The sequence below is a fragment of the Ruegeria sp. CE6 genome (assembly GCF_056537485.1).
Genome location: NZ_JBQFRR010000006.1, coordinates 83,883 through 108,746 on the forward strand (window position 1 = coordinate 83,883; position 24,864 = coordinate 108,746).

Below are 24,864 nucleotides of genomic sequence, written 5' to 3' on the forward strand. Positions count from 1 at the left end.
GCAACAAAACCCTTTATTCTGCAGCCTCGGCCTGAATGAAGCCGCCCGATTGGCGATGCCAGAACCGGGCGTACAACCCGCCACGCTCCAGCAGAGCTTCGTGCGTCCCGCTTTCAACGATGTGACCGTGGTCCAGAACAATAATCCGATCCATCTCGCTAAGCGTGGACAGGCGGTGGGCAATAGCCAGCACGGTCTTGCCCTGCATCACCCGGTGCAGTGCCGTCTGAATCGCTGCCTCGACCTCGGAATCCAATGCCGACGTCGCCTCGTCCAGAACCAATATCGGTGCGTCTTTCAGGATAGCGCGAGCCAGAGCGATCCGCTGTCGTTGCCCGCCGCTCAGCTTCACGCCGCGTTCGCCCAGATGCGCGTCATAGCCCTTGCGTCCTTGCGCATCTTCGAGACCGAGTATGAATTCATGCGCCTCGGCTTTGGTCGCGGCCTCTATCAGCTCATCTTCAGTCGCGTCAGGACGACCATAGAGGATGTTCTCGCGCGCCGAACGATTGAACATCGCGGTTTCCTGCGTGACCATCCCAATCTGTTGCCGCAGGCTGTCCTGAGTCACGTGAGAGACATTCTGCCCGTCGATGGCAATAACGCCATGTTCCCCGTCATAGAGCCTTAGCAAAAGTGAAACCAAAGTGGATTTCCCCGCACCTGAGGCCCCGACTATGCCCAGCTTTTCACCCGGTGCGGCAGTGAAATTAAGATTAGCAACACCACCGATATCGCGGCCATAGGCAAAGCTGACGCTGTCAAAGGCAATCTCGCCCTCTGAGACCACAAGTGTCGATGCGTTCGGAGCATCCTCGACCCGAACGCGCTTGGTCAGTGTGTGCATTCCGTTTTCAATCTCACCGACATTTGCGTAAAGACCCATCAGTGTGAAACTGACCCAGCCGGTCATTTGCGAGATGCGGATCGCCACGGCCCCGGCCGCCACGATGTCCCCGGCCGTCGCGGTACCCACCTGCCACAACCACAGTGTCGCGCCGATCAACAGGACCGGCAGCACCCCCGCCAGAGTCATTAGGATGAACCGGAAACTGGCCGATAGCTTGCCGAATTCCAGCGACCGTTCACGCAGGTCGACCATGGAATTTCGGGCGGTATGATCTTCGAACTCGGAATGGGCAAACAGCTTGACGGTCTTGATGTTGGTGATCGTATCGACCACCTGCCCCGACACCATTGCCCGCGCCCCCGCCCGCGCGGCAGAGCGTACGCGGATGCGTGGAAGATACCAGCGCACCAGCAGGAAATAGACAACAAGCCAGGCAACAAATGGCAGCATCACAAGCGGGTGAATAGACCCTAATAAAAGCAATGAGCCTGCAAGTGAGGCAATAGCGAAGACAATAGCGCTGATTGTTTCGGACACCACTTGCGTCATGGCGTTCGATGTCTGCATCTGTTTTTGGGCGATACGTCCGGCGAAATCGTCATCGAAATAGGTCACCGACTGGCCCAGCGTCCAGCGGTTCAGTTTTGCCAAAACCAACGGCGTGATGTTGGGCATGACGATGTAGTTGTTTGCCACCGATGACAGTCCGAACAGTGCGGGGCGTATAAGCATGAAGAATGCGACAGCACCCAAAATGATCGCGAGATTGCCGCCGGTCAGAAACGCCTCGGGGCTGCTGTTGGTGGTCAGATCAATGACGCGGCCCAGGACCCAGGCGGTGCCAGCCTCCATCGCACCCGCGATCGCCGAGAAGGCGGCTGCGACGAACAGCATCGGCCAGGCGCCGGACAAGCTCCAACGGATGAACGCCCCCAGCGTTTGCGGCGGGGGCGTTTCTGTGTCTTTGAACGGTTGGATGAGGTCGGCAATCCTCATTCAGCGGCCTCCGGGTTCAGGAAGCCTCCAGATTGCCGCGCCCAGAACTGAGCGTAAAGCCCTCCTTGCGCCAACAGATCGGAATGACCGCCTTGTTCAACGATCCGGCCGCCATCCATCACCAGGATGCGATCCATCTGAGCAATCGTGCTGAGCCGGTGCGCGATGGCAATCACGGTCTTGCCTTGCATCATGCCGTAGAGTGTTTCCTGTATAGAGGCCTCGACTTCGGAATCTAGGGCAGATGTCGCCTCGTCCAATAGCAAAATCGGCGCGTCTTTCAGGATCACCCGCGCCAGCGTCACACGCTGCCGCTGACCGCCAGACAGCTTCACGCCCCGCTCACCCACATGCGCATCATAGCCAGTGCGGCCCTCCGGGTCTTGCAGATCGAGGATGAACTCATGCGCTTCGGCCTGTTTCGCAACGGCAATCATCTGTTCTTCGGTCGCATCAGGCCGACCATAGAGGATGTTGGCCCGAACCGAGCGGTGCAACAGAGCACTGTCCTGCTGAACCATACCAATATGGCTGCGCAAACTGTCCTGCGTGACCTTCGAGATATCCTGGCCATCGATCAGGATCGCGCCCTTCTCGACGTCGTAAAACCGCAAAAGCAGCTTTACTAGGGTCGATTTTCCGGCTCCTGAGCGACCGATCAGGCCGATCTTTTCGCCTGGCCGGATGGTCAAGTTGACGTGATCCAAACCACCGGTTTCCCGTCCATAGTGATGAGACAGATCGCATATTTCGATCTGGCCATTACCCAGCCGCAAGGGTTTCGCATTAGGTTCGTCCAACAGATCGATGGGCTGCGCGATGGTCTGCATACCCTCGGCAACGATACCCAACTCGCGAAAGAAGCTGGTCAGCGCCCACATGATCCACCCGGTCATGGCATTCAGCCGCAACGTCAACGCCGTGGCGGCGGCCACCACTCCCACCGTTGCGCTACCTTGCGTCCAAAGCAAGATCGCCCAACCAACGACTCCCACGATCAGCACACCGTTCAGCGCAACTAGTGCTGCATCCATGATGGTGAAAATCCGCATCTCGATCTGGAAAGTGCGGCGGGTTTCCGCAATCGCCTCGCGCGCATAGTCCTGTTCCTGAGTGTCATGGGCAAACATCTTGATCGAGTGGATGTTGGTATAGCTGTCCACCACCCGGCCCGTCACGGTCGAGCGTGCATCCGACGCTGCCTGCGACGCGGGGCCAACCCGTTTTACGGTCCATCGCACAAGCGCGCCGTAAAACACCAGCCAGATCAGCAAAGGCAACAACAGGCGCGGATCAGCCGCCATCAGCAGAATGGCCGCACCGATCATGTAGGCGATCGAGAACGAGATCGCGTCAAAGACTTGAAAGACCACCTCACCCGCGGCGGGCGGGGTCTGAACAACCCGGTTTGCGATGCGCCCGGCAAAGTCATTCTCGAACCAGCCAACCGATTGACGCAGAACATGTTTATGCGCCCGCCAACGGATCAGAGTGCCAAAGTTCGGCAGGATTGTGTTGTTGAGTAGCAAGACGTCAACAAGCTGAAGGATGGGACGAACAAACAGGATCAAGGCCGCAACCACGATCAATTCAGTCCCGTGCGCCTGCCAGAATTCAGCAGGAGAACTGCCCAACAGGTCCACAACGCGACCCATATAAAAGATCAGCCCGACCTCGACCGCAGCAACGACCACGGACATCAGCGCGGCCAATACGAAAACGCGTTTGAAAGGCTGCGAGTAGCCCAGCATGAAAGGCCAAAGCCGCGTCGGTGGCTTGTCTACCTGTTCATAGGCAACAAAAGGGTCAATGAGATTTTCGAAGTAGCGAAACATGGAGAGTGCTCCGATTGAGCAGAAAATAGGTCATGCGAAGAAAGATGGCGCCAGAACACCACCCCTACGGGTCAAAGTGTTCCGGGCTTTAGCCGAACCAGATCCCGTAATACATTCGCATTCCTCCCTCCATATGAGTCAGGCGCACCCTGCCAAATCAAATCGGGTTTGTCATCCCTTTTTGAGACTTCAAATCAGTCGGCCAGCAATTCTTCGCGGCTAAGCGCGAAATTCGACGCGATCCAACGCGCCTCAAGCTCGGCCAGTTTTGCGCCCAGCGCGGGGCCCGAGAAGGCGGGGATCAAATCCGTCGCCTTGATCGGGAAACTGGCCGCGGACCCTTTTTGCAAAGCTCGGTTCAGGTCTTCGGACCAAGGCTGTTCAAGAAATGCATGACGCAAAAGTGTCTCGTGCAATCCGCCTTCCGACCCATAGCGATAACCCAATTCTGCGACACTGGTCGTCGCCATCGCTTCGTCGCGCATCCGAGCCAGACGCTGCAGTTGCGCGCGGCTAAGACGCAGGGTTTTGGCCACTTCGGGCGATGCAATCGCGGCCAAACGACGAATCGCTTCGGGCGCTGCATGGGCGTCTTGTTCCAGCTGAATCAGGATCGCCAGCGCCCGGTCATCAGCCCCGGGCAAAAGCTGCGCCAAAACGCCAGTGACGCGCATGGCGGCAACCGACGGCGCGGGGTCAGGCGCAGCGAGCAGTTTAAGAATCTCTGCCCCGACCCGTTCGCGCGAAAGCGTCTCTAACCCGTCCAAATTTGCAGCTATTGCATCCAGTGCAGCGGGGTCAAAGCCACCGTCCGCATCCCCGTACCAAGCATGAAACCTGAAATATCTGAGCGACCTTAGGTAGTCTTCTTGGATGCGATCACTGGCCTCCCCGATGAACCGTACGCGACGCGCCTGTAGATCCGGCAAACCGTTCAGCGGGTCAAGGATTGTGCCGTCAGGTTGGGCGTAAAGCGCGTTCATGGTGAAATCACGGCGCGCAGCGTCTTCTTCGACCTTGTCGGAAAAGGCGACGACAGCACGCCGACCATCCGTTTCGACGTCACGGCGAAACGTCGTGACCTCGTGCGGGATGCCTTTGCTGACAATCGTCACGGTGCCATGGTCTATACCTGTTGGTATCGGCTTCAGCCCAGCTTTCTGCGCCAGTTCCACGACGTGTTCAGGCCTAGCGTCTGTGGCGATATCAATGTCAGAAACCGGCGCCTTCAGCAGAGCATTGCGCACACAACCACCAACGAATAGTGCCTGCGCCCCGCCGTTGGTCAGGGCGGTGCATACATCCTGCGTGGCTTGGTCGGTTAACCAATCTTCTGTGATCCGCTTCATTCACTCATCCGCGCTGCCAATCCCCGCAGCATCCGTGCCGTCGCACCCCAGATATAATAGGGGCCATAGGGCACAGCATAGTAATACCGTCTTTGGCCACGCCAACGGCGCGACTCGACGACATAATTCTCTGGGTTCAGGACATGCGCAAGCGGAACGAAGAAGATCTCATCCACCTCGCCCGGTTCGGCGACTGGTTCAAAACTGGCTTCAAGGATCGCAACAACCGGCGTGACCGAAAAGGACGTCACGGTTTCATGAGTCGGCAGATGACCCAGAATACTGGGTAGTTCTGGCGGAAGACCAATTTCTTCCTGTGCTTCGCGCAAAGCTGTCGCAGTAACGTCGATGTCGCCCTCATCCTGTTTTCCACCCGGAAAGGCGATCTGGCCCGGATGGTGTTTCAACGCCGAAGAGCGTTTGGTCAGGATCAATCGCGGTGCGTCTCCGGTCACAGAAACAGGCACTAACACGCCCGCAGGGCGCAGTTTGCGCCCCGCCGGCAGCACCGTTTCCGGGTTCAGATCAAAGTCACTGGACCCGGACCCATCACGGCTCAGCGCCTCGGTCAGGTCTGTGATCAGATCACGCGCCATCCGGGCCTTCGGCCTCGAACCCGACGGTCGCAGGGTCCAGCACATAGTGCGCACCGCAGAATTGGCAGTCTGCTGTGACGGTGCCTTCGTCCGTGGTCATTGTCGCAATATCCTGCGCCGAATAGATCGACAGGCTTTGGCGCACGCGATCTTCGGAACAAGTGCAACCGAATTTTACCTGCTGTGCATCATAGACGCGAGGCTGTTCCTCGTGAAACAGACGCACCAGAAGGTCGGTTGGCGCAACGGATGGCCCGATCATCTCCAGATCATCCACGGTATCGAGCAGGATGTTGACGCGATCCCAGTTCTCGCCCTCTTCACCATCCACCAGATCCGAGGCAGACAGGATCTCTCCGCTGCCCTCCCCGGAAGCGGCAAAGGGCGAGGCTTTGGGCATGTGCTGCAGCATGATCCCGCCAGCGCGCCAGTGTTCACCGACACCGGGTTCGGTCGATTTGCCGAAGCTCAACGAAAACCGGGTCGGCAGCTGTTCGGACTGCGCGAAATAGGCTTCAGCACACGCGCTCAGTGATCCCCCAGCCAGTGGGGTGATGCCCTGATAAGGCTGTGTACCTTCACCTTGGTCGATCATGATGGCGAAGTACCCGTCACCCACCTGATCGAAAGGGGCTGCATCGGTCAGCCGGTCGCGGTCAAAGCTCGCATAGGCGCGGATCTGCGCGGGTTCGCCCTCGACCTGTGGCGCATAATAATCGGTTGCGATCATCCGCACCGCGCCCTTGGATTGCACCTGCAGAGACAGCTTCCAGCGCAGCGATACCGTTTGCCCTATCAATGCAGTCAGCAGGGCCATCTCGGCCACCAGCGCCTCGACCACCTCGGGGTAGTCGTGCTGTTTCAAGATGCCGCCCAACACGCCGTCCAGCCGGGCCACGCGGCCTCGCATGTCGGGTATATCGAGTTGAAAGGGCAGGACGGTATCGTCCCACGCGATTTTGGTTCCAATAGACATGGGGTTTCCTTAAGCGCCACAGGTTGGCATACCGCCACCATATAGGTTGAACAGTTTGGGTTGAAAGGGGCCTTACATGATCAGACGGTTCGGTGAAAGCCCCGAGGCAGAGCGAAAATACACCCGGCGGGTCGGCGTTTATGCCCTATTGCCACAAGGCAACCGATTGCTGCTGACCTGTCAGCTGGAACCCGGACCCGATCTGCAGCTGCCGGGCGGCGGCATCGATCCGGGGGAATCACCCATTACAGCGCTTCACCGTGAGGTTTACGAAGAAACCGGCTGGCTGATCGCCGCGCCCCGGAGAGTGGGTGCATTTCGTCGATATACCTACATGCCGGAATACGATCTGTGGGCCGAGAAGGTCTGCCTGATTTACCGCGCCCACCCGGTCAGACGCCTAGGCCCTCCGACCGAAGACCTTCACGAGGCCATTTGGATGGAGACCGCAGATGCCGTTCATCTGTTGGGCAACGAGGGCGACGCCCATTTCGCCCAGCGCCACCTGCATGGGCTTTAAGGTCCGTTATATTCAAAAAACACTGCAGAGACATCATCCGCAATTCCGCTGTCCGGTGACATCACCTGTGTAAGACGCCAGAACATGTCATCCAGGAATTCCGGTCCACCGTGATCGGCGGCGCATTCAACAGCCATCGCCTTCAACCCGTCATCATCCAGCAGACTGCCGTCGGCGAGCTGGCATTCGGTGAACCCGTCCGAATGCAAGAGCAGCTTGTCGCCCGGTTGCATATAGGTTTCCGTCTGCTGAAACTGCGCCTCAGGCAGCAGACCAATGGGCAACCCGCCTTCTCCCAGAAATTCGGTATTACCATCACGGCGCAGCAACAGCGGATGCGGGTGTCCGGCCTGCACCATTTTCAGATGTCCGTTGCGCAGATCGATGATGGCATAGACCATGGTGAAATATTCTTCGATCCCGGCATCGGCGATCAGACGCGAGTTGAGCAACGACGCGACCTCTTCGGGTGGCAGAAGGGCGTAGAATTTATTGAAACGACGCTCCATCGCAATGTTCTGATCGAAATGCGTGCTGGACAGATACCCGCCCAGCCGTGCCGTCATCATCGCAGAGGTGATCCCGTGGCCGGAGACATCGATGCTGTAAAACCCCAGCCGATTGACACCGGGCGAGAACATCCCCACCAGATCACCGCCGATATGACCGCAAGGTTTCAGAAGCAGGCTGACCTGTGAGTTGCCAAAGGTTCCCTTCAATTCGGGCACCAGCGAGTCCTGAATCTTTCGGGCCTGCATCAGATCTTTATCGATCGCATCATGGGCAAGCTTCAGTTCGTTCAGCGCTGTTTCGATCAACTGGTTTTTTCGGGACAATTCGCGTTGCATGTCAAGAATACGCGCCCCGGCCGATATGCGAGCACGCAGCTCATCAGCCTCAAGCGGCTTGATCAGAAAATCGTCTGCCCCAGCATCCAGACCGCGCGCGACCTCCTGCTTTTCGCTTTTTGAGGTCAGAAGAATGAAATAGCTGTATTGCTCACTGTCCAGCTCTCGGAAGGCGCGACAGAACTCAAGCCCGCCCATACCTGGCATGACCCAGTCGCTTAGAACAAGATCAGGTGGGTCCGAGGTGCAAAGCTCTATCGCGGCTTCACCACTGTCGGCTTCAAGAACCTCGAATCCCCACTTTTTTAGCGAGGCCACCAGAATGCGCCGCTGCAGACGGCTGTCGTCCACAACAAGAACCTTGCGGATCGCGCCAAAATCCAGCTCGACCCGGGCCTCTACTTGACTGGCATCCGGCACCATGAAGTCCCTGTACTTGCTCAACTCTCCAGTTGTCGCAACGCTATGCCTCTCAGCTTAACATCCTATGAAAAACCAAATGGCCGCGATTTAACCCCATCTTTACCCGTGACGGTCTAACAATATGCAACCGCAAGAGGATGGCATGATTCAGTGGTCCAGAGTCAGACAATTACGTGATGAAGTCGGCGCAGACGAGTTCACCGAGGTTGTCGAAATCTTTTTGGACGAGGTTCAGGAAGTTATCACTAAGCTACGCGATGACACTACCCGCTCCGAGATCGAACAGAACCTTCATTTCCTGAAGGGCAGCGCGCTGAGTCTTGGCTTTGATAGTTTCTCGAAACTGTGCCAGGACGGTGAGCGACGCGCAGCCGCAGGTGAAAGCGCCGCCGTTGATTTGCTGGCGATTATCGCGGCCTACGACGAGTCGAAAAAACTGTTTCAGGCCGGTCTGGCCGAAAACCTGCGCTAGATCACAAACTGTGCCAGCGTCTCGTCTTCGGTGATATCCGTATAAGTAAACCCGGCTTCATCCAGATGCGCAAACAGGCGCATGAAATTCTCGGGCTTTCGGGTTTCGATTCCGATCAGGACCGAGCCAAAGTTGCGCGCCGATTTCTTCATGTATTCGAACCGTGCGATATCATCCTCAGGGCCGAGGATGCCGAGGAATTCTTTCAGGGCACCGGGGCGCTGCGGTAGGCGCAGGATGAAATATTTCTTCACCCCGGAATAGCGCTGCGCACGTTCTTTGACCTCTGGTAAACGCTCGAAATCGAAGTTCCCGCCCGAGGTGACACAGACCACCGTCTTGCCACGCACAAAGCTTTGCACGTCACCCACAGCCTCAACCGCCAACGCACCGGCAGGTTCCAGAACGATGCCCTCGACATTCAGCATCTCGATCATGGTGGTACAGATGCGGTCTTCGGACAAAGTCAGCACATCCGACAGATGCCGCGATTTCAGCAATTCAAACGGTTTCTCACCAATCCGGCCTACTGCTGCGCCATCGACAAATGTATCCACATGATCCAGCGCCACCGGGTGCCCCGCTGCCAGCGCCGCGCGCAAACACGCCCCGCCGGCCGGTTCCACGAACAGGCAATGCGCCCGGTCCCCGAACCAGGTCGCCACCCCCGAAGACATACCGCCGCCGCCAACCGGCAGAATTACATGATTGGGCACTTGGCCCAATTGCTCTTCGATCTCAACCGCCAAAGAGGCCTGCCCCTCAATCACATCCGCATCATCGAACGGAGACAGGAAATACCCGCCCTGTTCTGCGCACCAGCTTTGCGCCGCAGCCAGCGTGTCGTCGAAATAGTCACCGGTCAGATGAATCTCGATATTATCGCCACCAAAAATGCGGGTTTTCTGAATCTTCTGCTGCGGCGTAGTCACTGGCATGAAGATCACACCCTTCACCCCCAGATGCTTACACATATAGGCCACGCCTTGGGCGTGGTTGCCTGCGCTGGCGCAGACGAATAGCTCCTGCCCCTGCTGCTTGCGCATCGCATTGAACGCACCGCGGATTTTATACGACCGCACCGGACTGAGGTCTTCGCGCTTGAGCCAGATATCCGCGCCGTAACGGTCGGACAGATGAGCATTCCGCTGCAACGGAGTTGCCGGAAAGACGGAACGCATCGCCTGTTCAGCGGCGCGGGCGCGGGTTGTGAAATCAGTCATGCTGGAGTCCCTGCCCCATCATCGCTGAAAGGGCAAGGAATACATATGTGTACGCGGGTCAGGAGAGTTCGCGTTTCTCGATGAAGACGCCGTACATTGTGGTGAATATGCTGACGTTGATCATCGGAAGGACAAGCGTGCCGAAAAACACACTCAACAAAACTCCTAAAATCGGAATGAATGCCAGCGCCATGAATACCAGTTGCACCAATACCTGAAACAGGAAGGCGACAAGCAACAGCAACAGGATTGCACCGCCGACCCCCGTCGTATTGTTCCAAGCATCGCTGAGAGAGATCGGGCTTCCTATCGCCGCCGCTGGAAGGATAATTGACAGGCGGTAGAAGCATATGACCAGAAAAATCGAGTAGACAATCATCAGGATGACCGAAAGCCCTGCGAGACCCTCGCCCAATACAGCAAAGACCAAAAGCATGGGTATATACGCGACCATCATCAAAATCCCCAGCAAAAGAATACGTCCGAAATAGGCGAGGATCCTGTCAAACCGGAATATTGGAAGAATTCCAGTGGGATATTCTTCCAGCAGGATGAAGCGATGCCACGACACCGCGATCCAGAACATCGTGATGAATATCACCGCGAGCAAAACGAACACGAAAACAAAAACTGAGCCCGCGGAAACACCCGGTGGCAGCTCAACTGCATTCTCATCAAATACTTCGAGCGGGATACCGAGGGCCATAAATAGGCCAACGATGACGATCGTCGCAATCAGCGCAGGGCCAACTGTTATCTGCAGAACCTGCTTTAGGTTTCCAAACACCATCCGCACCGAATGCACAAATATCTGCCATCCCAACATTTTAATCTGCCCTCTCAACCAATCCTTGTTCTCTATCCGCCCGTTTCACCTCAATTCCCGGCCTGCGTCAATCCACACAGCTTGCCCCCGCGTCCAAAACCCGTTAGGGGCCAGTCGTTCTACGCATAAAGGGAAGTCAGATGTCCGCGCCCAAGAAAGTTGTTCTGGCCTATTCCGGTGGCCTTGATACCTCGATCATTCTGAAATGGCTGCAGACCGAGTATGGCTGTGAGGTCGTGACCTTCACCGCCGATCTGGGTCAGGGCGAAGAGCTTGAGCCAGCCCGCAAGAAGGCTGAACTGCTGGGGATCAAGCCCGAGAACATCTATATCGAAGACATCCGAGAAGAATTTGTACGCGACTTCGTCTTCCCGATGTTCCGCGCCAATGCGCAGTACGAAGGCCTGTATCTGCTGGGTACGTCGATTGCGCGCCCGCTGATCTCGAAACGTCTGGTTGAGATTGCCGAAGCGACCGGCGCGGATGCAGTCGCCCATGGTGCGACCGGCAAGGGCAACGATCAGGTGCGGTTCGAACTGGCCGCGTACGCGCTGAACCCCGACATCAAGGTCATTGCTCCGTGGCGTGAGTGGGATTTGACCAGCCGCACCAAGCTGCTGGAGTTTGCCGAAGCAAACCAAATTCCGATTGCCAAGGACAAGCGCGGTGAGGCTCCGTTCTCGGTCGATGCCAACCTGCTGCACACCTCGTCCGAGGGTAAGGTTCTGGAAGATCCCGCCGATATGGCGCCCGACTATGTCTATCAGCGCACCGTCCACCCCGAAGACGCGCCGAATGAGCCCGAGTTCATCGAGATCGGCTTTGAAAAAGGCGACGCGGTCAGCATCAATGGCGAGGCGATGAGCCCCGCAACCATCCTGACCAAGCTAAACGAATATGGTGGCAAGCACGGCATTGGCCGTCTCGATCTGGTCGAGGGCCGTTTTGTGGGCATGAAATCGCGCGGTATCTATGAAACCCCGGGCGGCACCATCCTGCTGGAAGCGCATCGTGGCATCGAATCCATCACAATGGACCGTGGCGCGATGCACCTGAAAGACCAGCTGATGCCGCAATATGCCGAGCTGATTTATAACGGCTTCTGGTACAGCCCCGAGCGTGAGATGCTGCAGGCGGCCATCGACAAATCTCAGGAACATGTCACCGGGACAGTTCGTGTGAAACTGTACAAAGGTCTGGCCTCAACCGTTGGCCGCTGGTCGGATCATTCGCTGTACTCCGAGGCGCACGTGACCTTTGAGGAAGACGCTGGTGCATATGACCAGAAAGATGCGGCAGGCTTCATCCAGTTGAACGCACTGCGCCTGAAGCTTCTGGCCGCGCGTGACAAACGGCTGAGCAAGTAAGCGTTCAGAATTTTAGATCTGGCCCCGGTGTCTGATCAGGCACCGGGGTTTTTCTTTGCCGGGTTTCCGTCGGGTCGGGCTTGCCCGGATCAGGCGATTGTCTTTACGCATACGTCAATCAGGGAAGGACGAATAATGCTGCAAGACATCGCCGACGGAATTCAAAAGGGTTTGAACGGCAAAAACTTTGACGGATCGCTTAAGTTCGATTGTGGCGACGAGGGCGTGATCGTTCTGGCGGAGAATACTGCCTCAACCCAGGATCGGGACACAGAGTGCACCATCCGCATCTCGCGCGAGAACCTCTCTAAGTTGCTGACCGGTAAGCTGAACCCAATGACCGGGGTTGCGCTGGGCAAGCTGAAAATCTCGGGCAACATGGGTGTTGCGATGAAGCTGGGGCAGCTGCTGGGCTGATAAACTCGTCTCACCAGCGCGTGACAAATCATGTCAGCGCATTGCAAGCACAAAAATCTGCGGGCAGCTTGGTTTCGGAAGGAGACCTGCCATGACCCGGATCACTTACCTTGATTGCCTGAAACCTTCACTTCTGTTCGTGCTGATCTTGTTGGCAGCAATGCTGCGCGCCTTACCTGCTCCGGCCGCTGGCACTGAAACGCTAACAGTCGCCGGTGGCTGTTTCTGGTGCGTGGAATCCGATTTCGAGTCCGTGCCCGGCGTGATCGGCGCGGTCTCGGGCTATACCGGTGGCAAGACAGATAGTCCCACCTATGATCAGGTCTCGAAAGGCGGAACAGGGCATTACGAGGCGGTCCAGATCACCTTCGATCCCGCCCGCGTTTCCCGTGCAACCTTGCTGAACATGTTCTTCCGCTCAGTCGATCCCACGGATGCGGGTGGCCAGTTCTGCGATCGCGGCGACAGCTATCGCACAGCAATTTTCGTCTCTAACAAAGGGGAAAAGGCGCAGGCACAGCAAGCCAAGACCAGCGCACAAAACGCGCTGGGGCAGACTGTGGTCACGCCGATCCTGCAAGCCGGAACGTTTTATCCAGCCGAGGCGTATCACCAGGATTATTACAAGGGTAGCAAGCTGGTACTGACCCGCTTTGGCCCCAAGCGCCAAAAGAACGCCTATAAGGCCTACCGCGAAGCCTGCGGTCGCGATGCGCGGGTCAAACAATTGTGGGGCAACGAAGCGCCCTTTGCAGGGTCCTAGTCAAACTGCGCTTCGCGCACCTCTTTCAGATCAGGAATGACATCTGCAGTGCCGTGCCGCGTGACCATCAGGGCCGCGGCGCGGTTTGCTTGGGCAATCGCCTGCGCCATCGGCATACCCCGGTCCATTCCAGCCAACACATAGCCGGTGAATGTGTCACCTGCCCCGGTGGTATCCACAGCGTTGACCTTATGGGCCTGAAACGCTTGGGGTTGATGATCTTGCTGATAATAGCGCGCACCTTTTGAGCCAAAGGTGACGATCACATGTTCGACCGGCAGGTCTGAAGGGGCGAGACCCGTTGCATCCTGCAATTGCTCGGCCTCGACTTCGTTGAGGATCAGAAAATCCAAATACGGTAGAACCGCTTGAACTGCGTCTGCCTGAAATGGGGCGGCGGCGTAACAGACGGTCAGCCCCATTTCACAACCTAGTTTAGCGGCCTCAATCTGCGCATTGGTTTCGTTCTGCATCACCAGCAGATCACCTGAAACAGCCGAGGACAACGCCTGCCCAAGTTGGTCGTTCGAGATGGCATGGTTAGCGCCTTGATACAGAACGATCAGGTTTTCACCCTGCGCATCTACTGCGATGATGGCGTGACCGGTCGGCACATCCACCTCGGCAATATGCCGCGTGTCCACGCCATATTCGGTCAGCCGGTCCCGTGCCCAAAGGCCATCCGAGCCCACCGCGCCGATATGGGATACCCGCGATCCGGCTCGTGCAGACGCCACAGACATGTTGGCGCCCTTGCCACCCAGAAACCTCTGTAGCCCGCTGGCCGCCAGAGTCTCACCCGCTTCGGGCAAATGCGGCAGGGCATAGACCATATCCGCGTTGATTGAGCCAAGGTTCCAGATTGTCATGATTTACCCGATATCGCAGGAGGCCAGGATGGCCATGTTCAGAATGTCATTTGCGGTCGAGACCGTCGAACAGATCTGGATTGGCTTGTCGACGCCGGACAGGATCGGGCCGATCACGGTGGCGCCGCCCATTTCCTGCATCAGTTTGGTCGAAATCGAGGCCGAGTGTCGTGCAGGAACAATCAGGATATTGGCTGGTCCGGTCAGTCGTTGGAACGGATAGGCTTCCTGCTGATCAACATTCAGGGCGACATCAACCGTCATCTCGCCCTCGTACTCGAAATCGACGCCGCGCTCGTCCAGCACTGCCGGGGCACGGTGCATCTTCTCAGCACGTTCAGACACCGGGTAACCGAAGGTCGAGAAACTGACAAAGGCCGCCCGGGGCTCTAGCCCCATGTGGCGCGCCACGGCTGCGGCGCGTTCAGCGATATTGGCCAGATCGTTCTCGTCCGGCCATTCATGCACCAGCGTATCACCAATCAAGACAATCCGTCCTTTGTGCAGCAACGCGGTAACCCCAGCCGCGCCATGGGCGGCATCGGCGTCAAACACATGGTTGATACGGTCCAGCACGTGCGCCGACTTGCGTGTGGCCCCGGTCACCAGACCATCCGCATGACCATGCGCCAGCATCAGAGACGAAAACACATGCCGATCCCGTGCAGCGAGGCGGTGAATATCTTTGTGATCAAAGCCCTTACGCTGCAGGCGCTGATACAGAAAATCCTTATAGGCCTCGAGATGCGCGGTATTGGCGGCGTTCACCACATCAATTTCACGCACCGCGTCCCCAAGACCAGCGGCTTCGAGCTTTTCCTTTACGTCGTCTGACCGGCCCACAACCAGAGCCTTACCAAAGCCCGAGCGTTGGTACATAACGGCCGCGCGCAATACGCGCGGATCGTCACCCTCGGCAAAGATCATCCGGCTTTGCGCCTGACGCGCCCGCGCGTTCAAGCCGCGCAGGATACTGGCCGTCGGGTCCATGCGGGATTTCAGGCTCAGCTCATAAGCGTCCATATCGATGATCGGACGTCGCGCCGCGCCGGTATCCATACCAGCCTTGGCAACCGCAGGCGGGATACGGTGGATCAGGCGCGGATCAAAAGGCGTTGGAATGATGTAATCGCGCCCAAAAGTCAGCGACTTGCCATACGCCATTGCGACCTCATCCGGAACATCTTCACGCGCCAATCGCGCCAGAGCATGGGCGCAGGCGATTTTCATCTCGTCATTGATCGCACGGGCATGAATATCCAGCGCACCGCGGAACAGGTAAGGAAAACCCAGAACGTTATTCACCTGATTCGGATAATCGCTACGGCCCGTCGCGACGATCGCATCAACGCGCACCTCGTGCGCCTCCTCCGGGGTGATTTCCGGGTCAGGGTTCGCCATGGCGAAAATCACCGGATTGTCAGCCATGCTGGCGACCATGTCTTGTGTCACCGCCCCTTTGACCGACACGCCCAGAAATACATCCGCATCCTTCATGGCCTCTTCCAAAGTGCGAAGATCAGTCGTGATGGCATGGGCCGACTTCCACTGGTTCATGCCCTCGGTCCGGCCCTGATAAATCACGCCTTTGGTGTCGCAGACGATGCAATTCTCATGCCGTGCACCCATGGCCTTGAGCAGTTCGATACAGGCAATTCCTGCAGCGCCTGCCCCGTTCAGGACGATTTTTACATCTTCGATCTTTTTGCCCGAGATGTGCAATGCGTTAAGCAGGCCCGCCGCACAAATCACTGCTGTGCCATGCTGGTCATCGTGGAAGACCGGGATATCCATCTCTTCCTTCAGGCGTTGTTCGATGATGAAACACTCGGGCGCTTTGATGTCCTCAAGGTTAATTCCGCCAAAGGTCGGGCCCATCAGGCGCACAGCGCGACAGAACTCGTCCGGGTCTTCGGTATCCAGCTCGATATCGATCGAGTTCACATCAGCGAACCGCTTGAACAGGACCGATTTGCCTTCCATCACCGGTTTTGAGCCCAGCGCACCCAGATTTCCAAGGCCCAGAACGGCGGTACCGTTCGAGATCACGGCAACCAGATTGCCTTTGTTTGTATAGTCATACGCCGTCTCTGGTGCTTCAGCGATGGCTTCACAGGGAACCGCAACGCCAGGGCTGTAAGCTAGCGAAAGATCGCGCTGCGTGGTCATGGGTACGGTGGCCTGCACCTCCCACTTGCCGGGGGTCGGGTCGAGGTGAAAGGCCAGCGCCTCTTCTTTGGTGATCTTCGCTTTGGGCATCTTACAGGTCGTTTCCATGACTTTGGGGCTTTTGCCTCATAACGCAGGCGGGGCCGCGCCTCAACGAGAATGAGTTTTCACCTTTTACTGAAGATGCGGGATTTGTAAGGTCGCGCCCGGAACACGCCAGAAGGGGGCCGAATTTGTCCACAGTCACGCCGATGATGGCGCAGTACCTTGAGATCAAAGAGGCTCATGCAGATGCCCTGCTGTTTTATCGCATGGGTGACTTCTACGAGATGTTCTTCGGGGATGCGGTGAACGCGGCTGAGGCGTTGGATATCGCGCTGACCAAGCGCGGCAAACACAATGGCGACGATATCCCGATGTGCGGCGTGCCGGTGCATTCTGCCGAGGGCTACTTGCTGACCTTGATCCGCAAAGGATTCCGCGTCGCGGTCTGCGAGCAGATGGAAAGCCCGGCGGAAGCCAAGAAAAGAGGCTCTAAATCGGTGGTAAAGCGCGGTGTTGTGCGTCTGGTGACGCCCGGCACACTGACCGAAGATGCCCTGCTAGAGGCGCGGCGGCACAACTTTCTGGCCGCCTATGCCGAGGTTCGGGACGAAGCTGCGCTGGCCTGGGCCGATATCTCAACCGGTGCGTTTCACGTGATGCCGCTGACGTCAATCCGGTTGAGCCCTGAACTCGCTCGGCTGGCCCCATCTGAGCTGATCGTAGCCGATGGGTCCGAGGAAAAGCTGCATGAAACCGTCATGGACCTTGGCATATCGCTTACGCCTGTCGGACGCGCCAGTTTTGACAGCGCTGCAGCCGAGAAACGCATCTGCGGGTTGTTTCACGTGGGCGCTCTGGATGCATTCGGGAACTTCGGGCGCGCCGAGGTTTCGGCCATGGGCGCGCTGATCGATTATCTGGAGATCACGCAAAAGGGCAAACTGCCCCTGCTGCAAACTCCCCTGAAGGAATCCGAGGATCGCGTGGTTCAGATCGACGCTGCCACGCGGCGCAATCTGGAACTGACCCGGTCGCTCTCGGGCGGGCGCGCCGGGTCGTTGCTGTCGGTGGTCGATCGCACCGTTACGCCGGGTGGCGCGCGGCTGCTAGAACAGCGTCTATCAAGCCCATCACGCAATCTGGACGTGATCCACGCCCGGCTGGACGCGGTATCTTTCGCAGTCGAAGACAGCCTGATCGCCTCGGACCTGCGCGAAGCTTTGCGAAAAACACCTGATCTGGATCGTGCCCTGTCCCGGCTTTCGCTGGACCGGGGCGGCCCGCGTGATCTGGCCGCTATCCGCAATGGATTGGAACAAGCCGCAACAATCGCCGAAACCTGTGCCTCACAGGATCTGCCTGTTCTGCTGGCCACTGCCGTCCAGAACCTTGTCGGATTTGACGATCTGTTGGCTTTGCTGGACGAAGCATTGGTTGCTGATCCACCCTTGCTGGCCCGCGATGGCGGCTTTATCGCCCCCGGGTTTGATGCCGAATTGGATGAAGCGCGTACCTTGCGTGACGAAGGCCGTTCGGTCATCGCAGGTTTCCAACAGAAATACGCCGAGCATACCGGCATCACGTCACTGAAGATCAAACACAACAATGTGCTTGGCTACTTCATCGAGACCACGGCAACCCATGCCGAGAAAATGTTGAGCCCGCCATTTAGCGAGACTTATATCCACCGCCAAACCACCGCCAATCAGGTGCGCTTCACCACGGTGGAGCTGTCCGAGATAGAAACAAGGATTCTGAATGCCGGAAATCTCGCGCTAGAGATCGAAAAGCGGCTCTATCAAAGGCTTTCTGGGGCTGTTCTGGATCTTGCCGCCCGATTGAATCAGGCCGCGCGCGGACTGGCTGAGTTGGATTTGACCACTGCACTCGCCGATCTGGCTCGCGGCGAAAGCTGGTGCCGTCCAAAGGTCGACGGGTCACGCGCATTCGACATCAAAGGAGGCCGTCACCCGGTGGTCGAGCATGCCCTGAGGCAGCAAAGCGGCGATGCTTTCATCGCCAACGACTGCGATCTGAGTGCCGATGCAGGCGCTGCAATTTGGTTGCTCACCGGTCCCAACATGGCCGGTAAATCAACCTTCCTGCGCCAGAATGCGCTGATCGCCCTACTGGCGCAGATGGGCAGCTATGTTCCGGCGGAACGGGCGCAAATCGGATTAGTCAGTCAATTGTTCAGCCGCGTCGGAGCGTCAGACGATCTGGCGCGGGGCCGCTCGACCTTTATGGTCGAAATGGTCGAAACCGCAGCTATTCTAAATCAGGCCGACGACCGCGCGCTCGTAATCCTTGATGAGATCGGCCGAGGCACCGCGACCTACGACGGCCTTTCCATTGCCTGGGCCACACTGGAACACCTACACGCGGCAAACCAATGCCGCGCATTGTTCGCCACCCACTACCACGAATTAACTGCACTCGCTGGAAGTCTGAACGGTGTAGAAAACGCGACCGTTGCAGTCAAAGAATGGGAGGGTGAAGTCATCTTTCTGCATGAGGTACATAAAGGCGCTGCCGATCGGTCTTACGGTGTCCAGGTTGCACAATTGGCTGGCTTGCCCACCTCGGTCGTGGACCGCGCCCGTATCGTGTTGGATCAATTAGAAAAAACCGAACGTGAAGGCGGTAAGCAGAAAGCACTGATCGACGATCTGCCCCTGTTTTCAGCTGCGCCGCCGCCTCCCCCGGCGCCAAAAACCTCGCCCGTTGCTGATATGCTGGAAACCATCCTTCCAGATGAACTCAGCCCCCGCGAAGCCTTGGACTTGATCTACAAACTGAAAGAGGCGGCCAGATCCTGACCGCCTCGAACCCGGTTGACCCAGGAACTGTTCAGCTTGCGGGCGTTGACGACACCCCAACCTGCGCCGGTCTCAACAACCTGTCGTGCAGCATGAAGCCTTCTGCCGACACCTGAATGATGTCGCCGGCCTTGGTTCCGGGCACAGGGGCCTCGAACATCGCCTCATGCACATTCGGGTCGAACCTGTCCCCGACCTGAGGCGTAATCACCTCAATCCCATGCTTCTGGAACACATCCTTCAGCGCGCGCATGGTCAACTCGACACCTTCCAGCAAGCCGGCGGCAACCTCTTTCTGCTCATCGGTTGCGGCCTCAAGCGCGCGTTTCATGTTGTCGTAAACCGGAAGCATGTCGCGGGCCAGTTTCGACCCGCCATACTGTTCCGCATCCCGACGCGCCTTGTCGCCACGCTTGCGCGCATTTTCGGCATCGGCCAGCGCACGCATGAACTTGTCTTTGTAATCATCGCGCTCAGCACGCAGTTGATCGACCTCAAGCGCCTCATCGCTGATCTCAGCAAAATCTTCGGCAAACTCTTCCGCCTCGGCGGACATGATGTCGTCCAGAAAATCTTCGTTCTTGGGCTCTGCCATCTCTTACCCTCTAGCTCCGGTCGGAAATCAGCTTGCCGACCAGTTGCGCCGTATAATCCACGATTGGTACGATTCGCCCGTAATTCAGACGTGTGGGTCCAATGACCCCAACCGCACCGATTATCTTACGATCAGCGTTCATATATGGAGACACCACCAAAGAGGAACCCGAAAGTGAGAAAAGTTTGTTCTCAGAGCCAATAAAAATGCGCACACCTTCGCCTTCTTCGGTCAATTCAAGGAATTCGGCGATATCGCGTTTGCGTTCAAGGTCGTCAAACAGGGTGCGGATTCGATCAAGCTCTTCTGCCTGACCCGGCTCATTTAACAGATTCGCACGCCCGCGCACGATCAGCCGGGCCGAGTCGCCGCCGTCCCCGTCCCAAGCGGCAATGCCGCTCTCGACCATCTCACGCGCCAGAACATCGATTTCCTGTTTCCGCGCGTCGATCTGTGACAGCATCTGACGGCGCACTTCGCCAAGCGTACGTCCTTCGATCAGCGCATTCAGGAAATTGGCTGCCTCGCGCATCGAACTGGGTGTTTGGCCAGGCGGAGGTGTAAACAGCCGGTTTTCTACCTGCCCGTCCGAAAACACCAAAACCACCAAGGCCCGGTCATGCCCAAGCGAGACGAACTCGATATGCTTGATCTCGGCCTCATGCTTTGGCGTCAGAACCAGCGAAGCCCCTTGTGTCACGTGTGATAGCGCCGCGCCGACGCGATCGAGCATACCACCCACATCGCCTGCGTTAGAGCCTAGTGTTTCGTCCAGCTTCTGCCGATCATCCGCACCCAGATCGCCCATTTCTAGCAATCCGTCCACGAACATGCGCAGCCCCTGCTGTGTTGGAATTCGACCAGCGCTGACATGCGGACTGTCGAGCAAACCCAGAAATTCAAGATCCTGCATCACATTGCGTACGGTCGCAGCACTGACTTTCTCGGACAATGTGCGCGTCAGAGTCCGGCTGCCCACGGGTTCACCGCTTTCCAGATAGCTTTCGACAATCAACCGGAACACCTCACGCGACCGGTCATTCATCTCGTCCAGAATTTTGCTTGCTTCGCTCATCGGCGGCCCTCTGCTGGATCGTCATTAAATCGCAGGCAAATGAAAGGTCAATCGGGCTTGCATCGTAACGCCGCAGGACGGTATCCCCAACCCAGCAGATAAAGGATTTCTCATGCGACCCTCAGGACGTGATCTAAACGAAATGCGCGCCGTTTCAATTGAAACGGGGTTCACCAAACATGCCGAAGGCTCTTGCCTGATCAAGATGGGCGACACCCATGTGCTATGCACCGCCACAATCGAGGATCGCGTGCCACCGTTCATCAAAGGCTCGGGCCTGGGTTGGGTCACCGCTGAATATGGCATGCTGCCCCGTGCGACCAATACGCGGATGCGGCGCGAGGCTGCCAGCGGCAAGCAAGGCGGACGCACCGTGGAAATCCAGCGCCTTATCGGCCGCGCCTTGCGCGCCGGTGTGGACCGGGTTGCCTTGGGAGAACGGCAGATCACTGTTGACTGCGATGTCATTCAAGCCGACGGCGGCACCCGCTGTGCCTCGATCACTGGCGGTTGGGTGGCGCTGCGTCTGGCCGTGAACAAGCTGATGAAAACAGGCGATGTGATCTCTGACCCTTTATTAGACCCTGTTGCCGCCGTTTCATGCGGAATTTATGCCGGTCAGCCCGTGCTAGATCTGGACTATCCCGAAGATAGCGAAGCTGGCGTTGACGGCAATTTCATCATGACCGGCTCGGGCAAGCTGATCGAAGTGCAGATGAGCGCCGAAGGATCCGTTTTCAGCCGCGCGCAAATGGATCAACTGATGGATCTGGCCGAGAAAGGCGTGGGTGAACTTGCTGCTGCCCAGAAAGCTGCAACCGCATGACTCGCAGGTTCGAAGGTGATCGACTGCTGGTCGCCACCCACAACAAAGGCAAGCTCGAGGAGATGGCGCATCTGCTTGAGCCCTTTGGCGTAACGGTTGTCGGCGCGGGCGAAATGAACCTGCCAGAGCCGGAAGAGACCGAGGACACTTTCGTCGGTAACGCCCGGATCAAAGCCCACGCAGCTGCAAAGGCGACCGGCCTACCTGCCTTGTCGGACGATTCCGGGATCACCATCGATGCATTGGATGGAGCACCCGGTGTTTACACCGCCGATTGGGCCGAAACCGGCAGTGGCCGCGATTTCCTGATGGCGATGACTCGCGCCCATAATGAGCTAGAGGCGAAAGACGCCCCCCACCCGCGTATGGCCCAGTTTCGCTGCACACTGGTTCTGGCCTGGCCCGACGGGCATGACGAAGTGTTCGAGGGCATCGCGCCCGGTCACCTGACTTGGCCGATCCGTGGCAAGGACGGGTTCGGCTATGACCCGATGTTTGTCCCTGAGGGGCACGACATTACCTTTGCCGAAATGGATCGCTGGGAAAAGAACAAGATCAGCCATCGCGGGCGCGCGGTGGAGATGTTCGTGAAAGGCTGCTTTGGCGGATGATTGGCGAAACGGGGGCTTTGGCCTTTATGTGCATTGGCCCTTTTGCGAGGCCAAGTGCCCCTATTGCGATTTCAACAGCCACGTTTCCAAGAATATTAATCAAAAACAATGGCTTGAGTGTTATCTCAGTGAACTGAGCCGCTCGGCCATCGAAACTCCTGATCGGGTTTTGAACACAATCTTCTTTGGCGGCGGAACTCCATCACTGATGGCCCCCGAGACGGTCGCCACCATCATCGACAAGGCCCGCGCCCTTTGGCGATCGGCCAACGATATGGAAATCACGCTTGAGGCCAATCCAGGCTCGGTCGAGGCCGGGCGGTTCGCGGCCTATCATGATGCGGGCGTGAACCGCATCTCGATGGGTGTTCAGGCCTTGAACAACGATGACCTGCGTCGTCTGGGGCGCATTCACACGGTTGCCGAGGCTCGCGCTGCCTTCGATATCGCGCGCTCTTGCTTTGACCGTGTGAGCTTTGATCTGATCTATGCCCGCCAGCATCAAACTCTGGACGCCTGGCGTGCTGAGCTGACCGAAGCCCTATCGATGGCAGTTGATCACCTGTCGCTATACCAACTGACCATTGAGGAAGGCACAGCCTTTGGTGATCGCTATGCCCTGGGCAAGCTGCGCGGTTTGCCCGAGGATGACAACGCTGCGGATATGTATCTGGCGACGCAGGAAATCTGCGAAGCGCATGGGCTGCCTGCCTATGAGATCTCAAACCACGCCCGGCCCGGAGCGGAATCACGGCATAACCTCATCTATTGGCGCTATGGTGACTACATCGGTATTGGACCCGGCGCACACGGTCGGATCACCCTGGATCGCCGGAAATTCGCGACGGAAACTCATCTTTCACCAAACAAATGGCTGACGGCTGCCTCCAATGGGCACGGCGAAAGCAATCGATTCGAGCTTAGCCAACGTGAACAAGCCTCAGAATACCTTATGATGTGTCTGCGTTTGGTCGAGGGCCTAGATATAGACAGATATACTCAGCTTGCAGGTGAAGAACTTTCGCATGACAAACTTGATTCACTGATCGATCTGGGCATGCTAACCCTTGATCGCAATCAATTGCGCGCCACTTCAAACGGGCGCGCCGTGCTCAACGCGGTAATCCGAGAGCTGTTGGAGTAACAGATGCAATTTCTCTGGGCCGGATTGGGGTTGTTATGCGTTGCGCTTGCCATGATCGGAGTCGCTCTGCCGCTGCTGCCGACGGTGCCATTTCTTCTGTTGGCCGCGTTCTTTTTTGCCCGCTCATCGTCACGGCTACATAACTGGTTGCTGAGCCATCGAACCTTTGGTCCTATGATCATCGATTGGCAAAGCTCTGGCGCGATCAGACCCGGTGCAAAAAAAGCGGCCACCCTTTCGGTTGCCGCCGTATTTGGCTTATCGGTTCTGCTGTCGGTTCCTTCTCACGTCCTGATCATTCAGGCCATTGTGCTCAGCGCTGTGATGCTCTTTATCTGGACCCGACCTAACGGCTGAGCTTCGCGCACAGATCATCCAACTGATCCAGGTTCTCATAAGCCAACACAACCTGCCCGGATTCAGATCCGGCCTTATGGTTGATCGTCACCTTCATCGCCAGAATCGCAGACAAATCCTTTTCAAGCGCTCGGGTGTCTGCGTCCTTCCCAGCATTCAGGTTTCTGGATTTCGGAGCCGGCTTATCCGCTCCACCTTGCTGCTTTTTCACTAATGCCTCGGTCGCACGCACCGAAAGGCCCTCACGAACCACCTGTTTCGCCAGCTCCGATGGGTTTTCTGCCGTGATCAATGCCCTTGCATGACCGGCGGATAATTTTCCTTCTATTACAAGGGTTTGTACATCCAATGGGAGTGACAAAAGACGCAGCAGATTAGCGATATGGCTTCTGCTTTTACCAAGCGCTTCGGCCAGCTTTTCTTGCGTGTGACCAAAGCGATCCATCAATTGCTTAAAGCCTGCCGCCTCTTCCACCGCGTTCAGATCTGCGCGCTGAATGTTCTCGATAATCGCGACCTCAAGCACTTCGGTGTCATCAAATTCGCGAACAATAACTGGGATATCATGCAGTTGCGCCATCTGCGCAGCACGCCAGCGCCGTTCACCCGCAACGATTTCGTATTGGCCACCATCGATGCTGCGGACAATCAGCGGCTGGATAATACCCTTTTCCTTGACCGAGGCCGCAAGCTCATCCAATTGCTCTTGCGCGAAACGGCGGCGCGGCTGATCTGGGTTCGCCTGCAGTTTTTCGATCGGTACCGTGAGATCCGGACGGCGGGGTTCAGATACAATCCGACCGTCAGCTTCTGGTGCGACATCAGCCATCAACGCAGATAGCCCGCGACCTAATCCTCGGGGTTTTCCTTTCCTGGCATTCATGTTGCCCTCC

23 protein-coding genes are annotated in these 24,864 nt (G+C 57.3%); 10 read left to right on the forward strand and 13 right to left on the reverse strand.

Annotated elements, in window-relative coordinates; genetic code table 11:
• Positions 1-13: 13 nt before the first annotated feature.
• From ACR0DK_RS19580 to hslO, 5 genes are all read right to left on the reverse strand, one after another.
• On the reverse strand, positions 14-1,846 hold the full coding sequence (locus ACR0DK_RS19580; RefSeq protein WP_480737725.1) for an ABC transporter ATP-binding protein: 1,833 nt from the start codon (positions 1,844-1,846) through the stop codon (positions 14-16).
• Positions 1,843-3,681, reverse strand: a complete 1,839-nt coding sequence (locus ACR0DK_RS19585; RefSeq protein WP_480737727.1) for an ABC transporter ATP-binding protein — start codon at positions 3,679-3,681, stop codon at positions 1,843-1,845. The genes ACR0DK_RS19580 and ACR0DK_RS19585 overlap by 4 nt, the downstream gene beginning before the upstream one ends.
• 194 nt (positions 3,682-3,875) lie before the next feature.
• Positions 3,876-5,030 (reverse strand): CCA tRNA nucleotidyltransferase, encoded by a 1,155-nt coding sequence (locus ACR0DK_RS19590; RefSeq protein ID WP_480737731.1) that lies wholly within the window; start codon positions 5,028-5,030, stop codon positions 3,876-3,878.
• Entirely contained in the window at positions 5,027-5,626 is a 600-nt protein-coding gene (locus tag ACR0DK_RS19595; protein ID WP_170399354.1) for a CoA pyrophosphatase, read from the reverse strand. The genes ACR0DK_RS19590 and ACR0DK_RS19595 overlap by 4 nt, the downstream gene beginning before the upstream one ends.
• Positions 5,616-6,602, reverse strand: a complete 987-nt coding sequence (gene hslO, locus ACR0DK_RS19600) for an Hsp33 family molecular chaperone HslO (protein ID WP_170399357.1) — start codon at positions 6,600-6,602, stop codon at positions 5,616-5,618. The genes ACR0DK_RS19595 and hslO overlap by 11 nt, the downstream gene beginning before the upstream one ends.
• 76 nt (positions 6,603-6,678) lie before the next feature.
• On the opposite strand from hslO, the gene ACR0DK_RS19605 reads away from it, so the two are divergent.
• Positions 6,679-7,122, forward strand: coding sequence for an NUDIX hydrolase (locus ACR0DK_RS19605; RefSeq protein WP_170399359.1), 444 nt, complete (start codon positions 6,679-6,681; stop codon positions 7,120-7,122).
• Here the strand turns inward: ACR0DK_RS19605 and ACR0DK_RS19610 are convergent.
• Entirely contained in the window at positions 7,119-8,393 is a 1,275-nt protein-coding gene (locus tag ACR0DK_RS19610; protein WP_170466766.1) for a SpoIIE family protein phosphatase, read from the reverse strand. The two genes, ACR0DK_RS19605 and ACR0DK_RS19610, sit on opposite strands and share 4 nt — an antisense overlap.
• A gap of 121 nt (positions 8,394-8,514) precedes the next feature.
• On the opposite strand from ACR0DK_RS19610, the gene ACR0DK_RS19615 reads away from it, so the two are divergent.
• Entirely contained in the window at positions 8,515-8,865 is a 351-nt protein-coding gene (locus ACR0DK_RS19615; RefSeq protein WP_255611989.1) for an Hpt domain-containing protein, read from the forward strand.
• On the opposite strand, the gene ilvA is transcribed toward ACR0DK_RS19615, so the two are convergent.
• The gene (ilvA, locus tag ACR0DK_RS19620) at positions 8,862-10,088 is read right to left on the reverse strand and encodes a threonine ammonia-lyase IlvA (RefSeq protein ID WP_480737735.1); all 1,227 of its coding nucleotides are present in this window, start codon (positions 10,086-10,088) and stop codon (positions 8,862-8,864) included. The genes ACR0DK_RS19615 and ilvA overlap by 4 nt on opposite strands.
• Positions 10,089-10,146: 58 nt before the next feature.
• Complete coding sequence (locus tag ACR0DK_RS19625) at positions 10,147-10,914, reverse strand: hypothetical protein (protein ID WP_170760800.1); 768 nt, start codon at positions 10,912-10,914, stop codon at positions 10,147-10,149.
• A 140-nt stretch (positions 10,915-11,054) separates the two neighbouring features.
• Here ACR0DK_RS19625 and ACR0DK_RS19630 point away from each other — a divergent pair, with 140 nt between their 5' ends.
• The 3 genes from ACR0DK_RS19630 to msrA all read left to right on the forward strand — a co-directional run bounded on the left by ACR0DK_RS19630 (position 11,055) and on the right by msrA (position 13,461).
• Positions 11,055-12,281, forward strand: coding sequence for an argininosuccinate synthase (locus ACR0DK_RS19630; protein WP_170684764.1), 1,227 nt, complete (start codon positions 11,055-11,057; stop codon positions 12,279-12,281).
• Between the two features lie 135 nt (positions 12,282-12,416).
• Positions 12,417-12,698 carry an SCP2 sterol-binding domain-containing protein gene (locus tag ACR0DK_RS19635; RefSeq protein ID WP_480737772.1) on the forward strand — a complete coding sequence of 94 codons (282 nt, stop codon included), beginning with the start codon at positions 12,417-12,419 and terminating at the stop codon, positions 12,696-12,698.
• 91 nt (positions 12,699-12,789) lie between these two features.
• Positions 12,790-13,461, forward strand: coding sequence for a peptide-methionine (S)-S-oxide reductase MsrA (gene msrA, locus ACR0DK_RS19640; RefSeq protein ID WP_170399396.1), 672 nt, complete (start codon positions 12,790-12,792; stop codon positions 13,459-13,461).
• Here the strand turns inward: msrA and ACR0DK_RS19645 are convergent.
• The gene (locus tag ACR0DK_RS19645; protein ID WP_170598499.1) at positions 13,458-14,330 is read right to left on the reverse strand and encodes a ribokinase; all 873 of its coding nucleotides are present in this window, start codon (positions 14,328-14,330) and stop codon (positions 13,458-13,460) included. The two genes, msrA and ACR0DK_RS19645, sit on opposite strands and share 4 nt — an antisense overlap.
• Positions 14,331-14,333: 3 nt before the next feature.
• Positions 14,334-16,589, reverse strand: coding sequence for an NADP-dependent malic enzyme (locus ACR0DK_RS19650; protein ID WP_480437672.1), 2,256 nt, complete (start codon positions 16,587-16,589; stop codon positions 14,334-14,336).
• 161 nt (positions 16,590-16,750) lie between these two features.
• On the opposite strand from ACR0DK_RS19650, the gene mutS reads away from it, so the two are divergent.
• A complete protein-coding gene (mutS, locus tag ACR0DK_RS19655) occupies positions 16,751-19,363 on the forward strand; it encodes a DNA mismatch repair protein MutS (RefSeq protein WP_480737774.1) in 2,613 nt (870 codons plus the stop codon).
• 31 nt (positions 19,364-19,394) lie between these two features.
• Here mutS and ACR0DK_RS19660 read toward each other — a convergent pair whose 3' ends face one another.
• Entirely contained in the window at positions 19,395-19,958 is a 564-nt protein-coding gene (locus ACR0DK_RS19660; RefSeq protein WP_170399405.1) for a nucleotide exchange factor GrpE, read from the reverse strand.
• A 10-nt stretch (positions 19,959-19,968) separates the two neighbouring features.
• Positions 19,969-21,033, reverse strand: coding sequence for a heat-inducible transcriptional repressor HrcA (hrcA, locus tag ACR0DK_RS19665; RefSeq protein WP_170399408.1), 1,065 nt, complete (start codon positions 21,031-21,033; stop codon positions 19,969-19,971).
• A gap of 112 nt (positions 21,034-21,145) precedes the next feature.
• On the opposite strand from hrcA, the gene rph reads away from it, so the two are divergent.
• The 4 genes from rph to ACR0DK_RS19685 are packed head-to-tail and all read left to right on the forward strand — an operon-like array spanning position 21,146 to position 23,971.
• Positions 21,146-21,859, forward strand: a complete 714-nt coding sequence (gene rph / locus ACR0DK_RS19670; protein WP_170399411.1) for a ribonuclease PH — start codon at positions 21,146-21,148, stop codon at positions 21,857-21,859.
• Complete coding sequence (gene rdgB / locus ACR0DK_RS19675; RefSeq protein ID WP_170515499.1) at positions 21,856-22,470, forward strand: RdgB/HAM1 family non-canonical purine NTP pyrophosphatase; 615 nt, start codon at positions 21,856-21,858, stop codon at positions 22,468-22,470. The genes rph and rdgB overlap by 4 nt, the downstream gene beginning before the upstream one ends.
• Positions 22,460-23,614, forward strand: coding sequence for a radical SAM family heme chaperone HemW (gene hemW / locus ACR0DK_RS19680; RefSeq protein WP_480737740.1), 1,155 nt, complete (start codon positions 22,460-22,462; stop codon positions 23,612-23,614). Before rdgB ends, hemW begins: the two co-directional genes overlap by 11 nt.
• Positions 23,615-23,617: 3 nt before the next feature.
• Positions 23,618-23,971 (forward strand): YbaN family protein, encoded by a 354-nt coding sequence (locus ACR0DK_RS19685; RefSeq protein WP_170399420.1) that lies wholly within the window; start codon positions 23,618-23,620, stop codon positions 23,969-23,971.
• Here ACR0DK_RS19685 and ACR0DK_RS19690 read toward each other — a convergent pair.
• The gene (locus ACR0DK_RS19690; protein WP_170613556.1) at positions 23,961-24,854 is read right to left on the reverse strand and encodes a ParB/RepB/Spo0J family partition protein; all 894 of its coding nucleotides are present in this window, start codon (positions 24,852-24,854) and stop codon (positions 23,961-23,963) included. The two genes, ACR0DK_RS19685 and ACR0DK_RS19690, sit on opposite strands and share 11 nt — an antisense overlap.
• Positions 24,855-24,864: the final 10 nt, after the last annotated feature.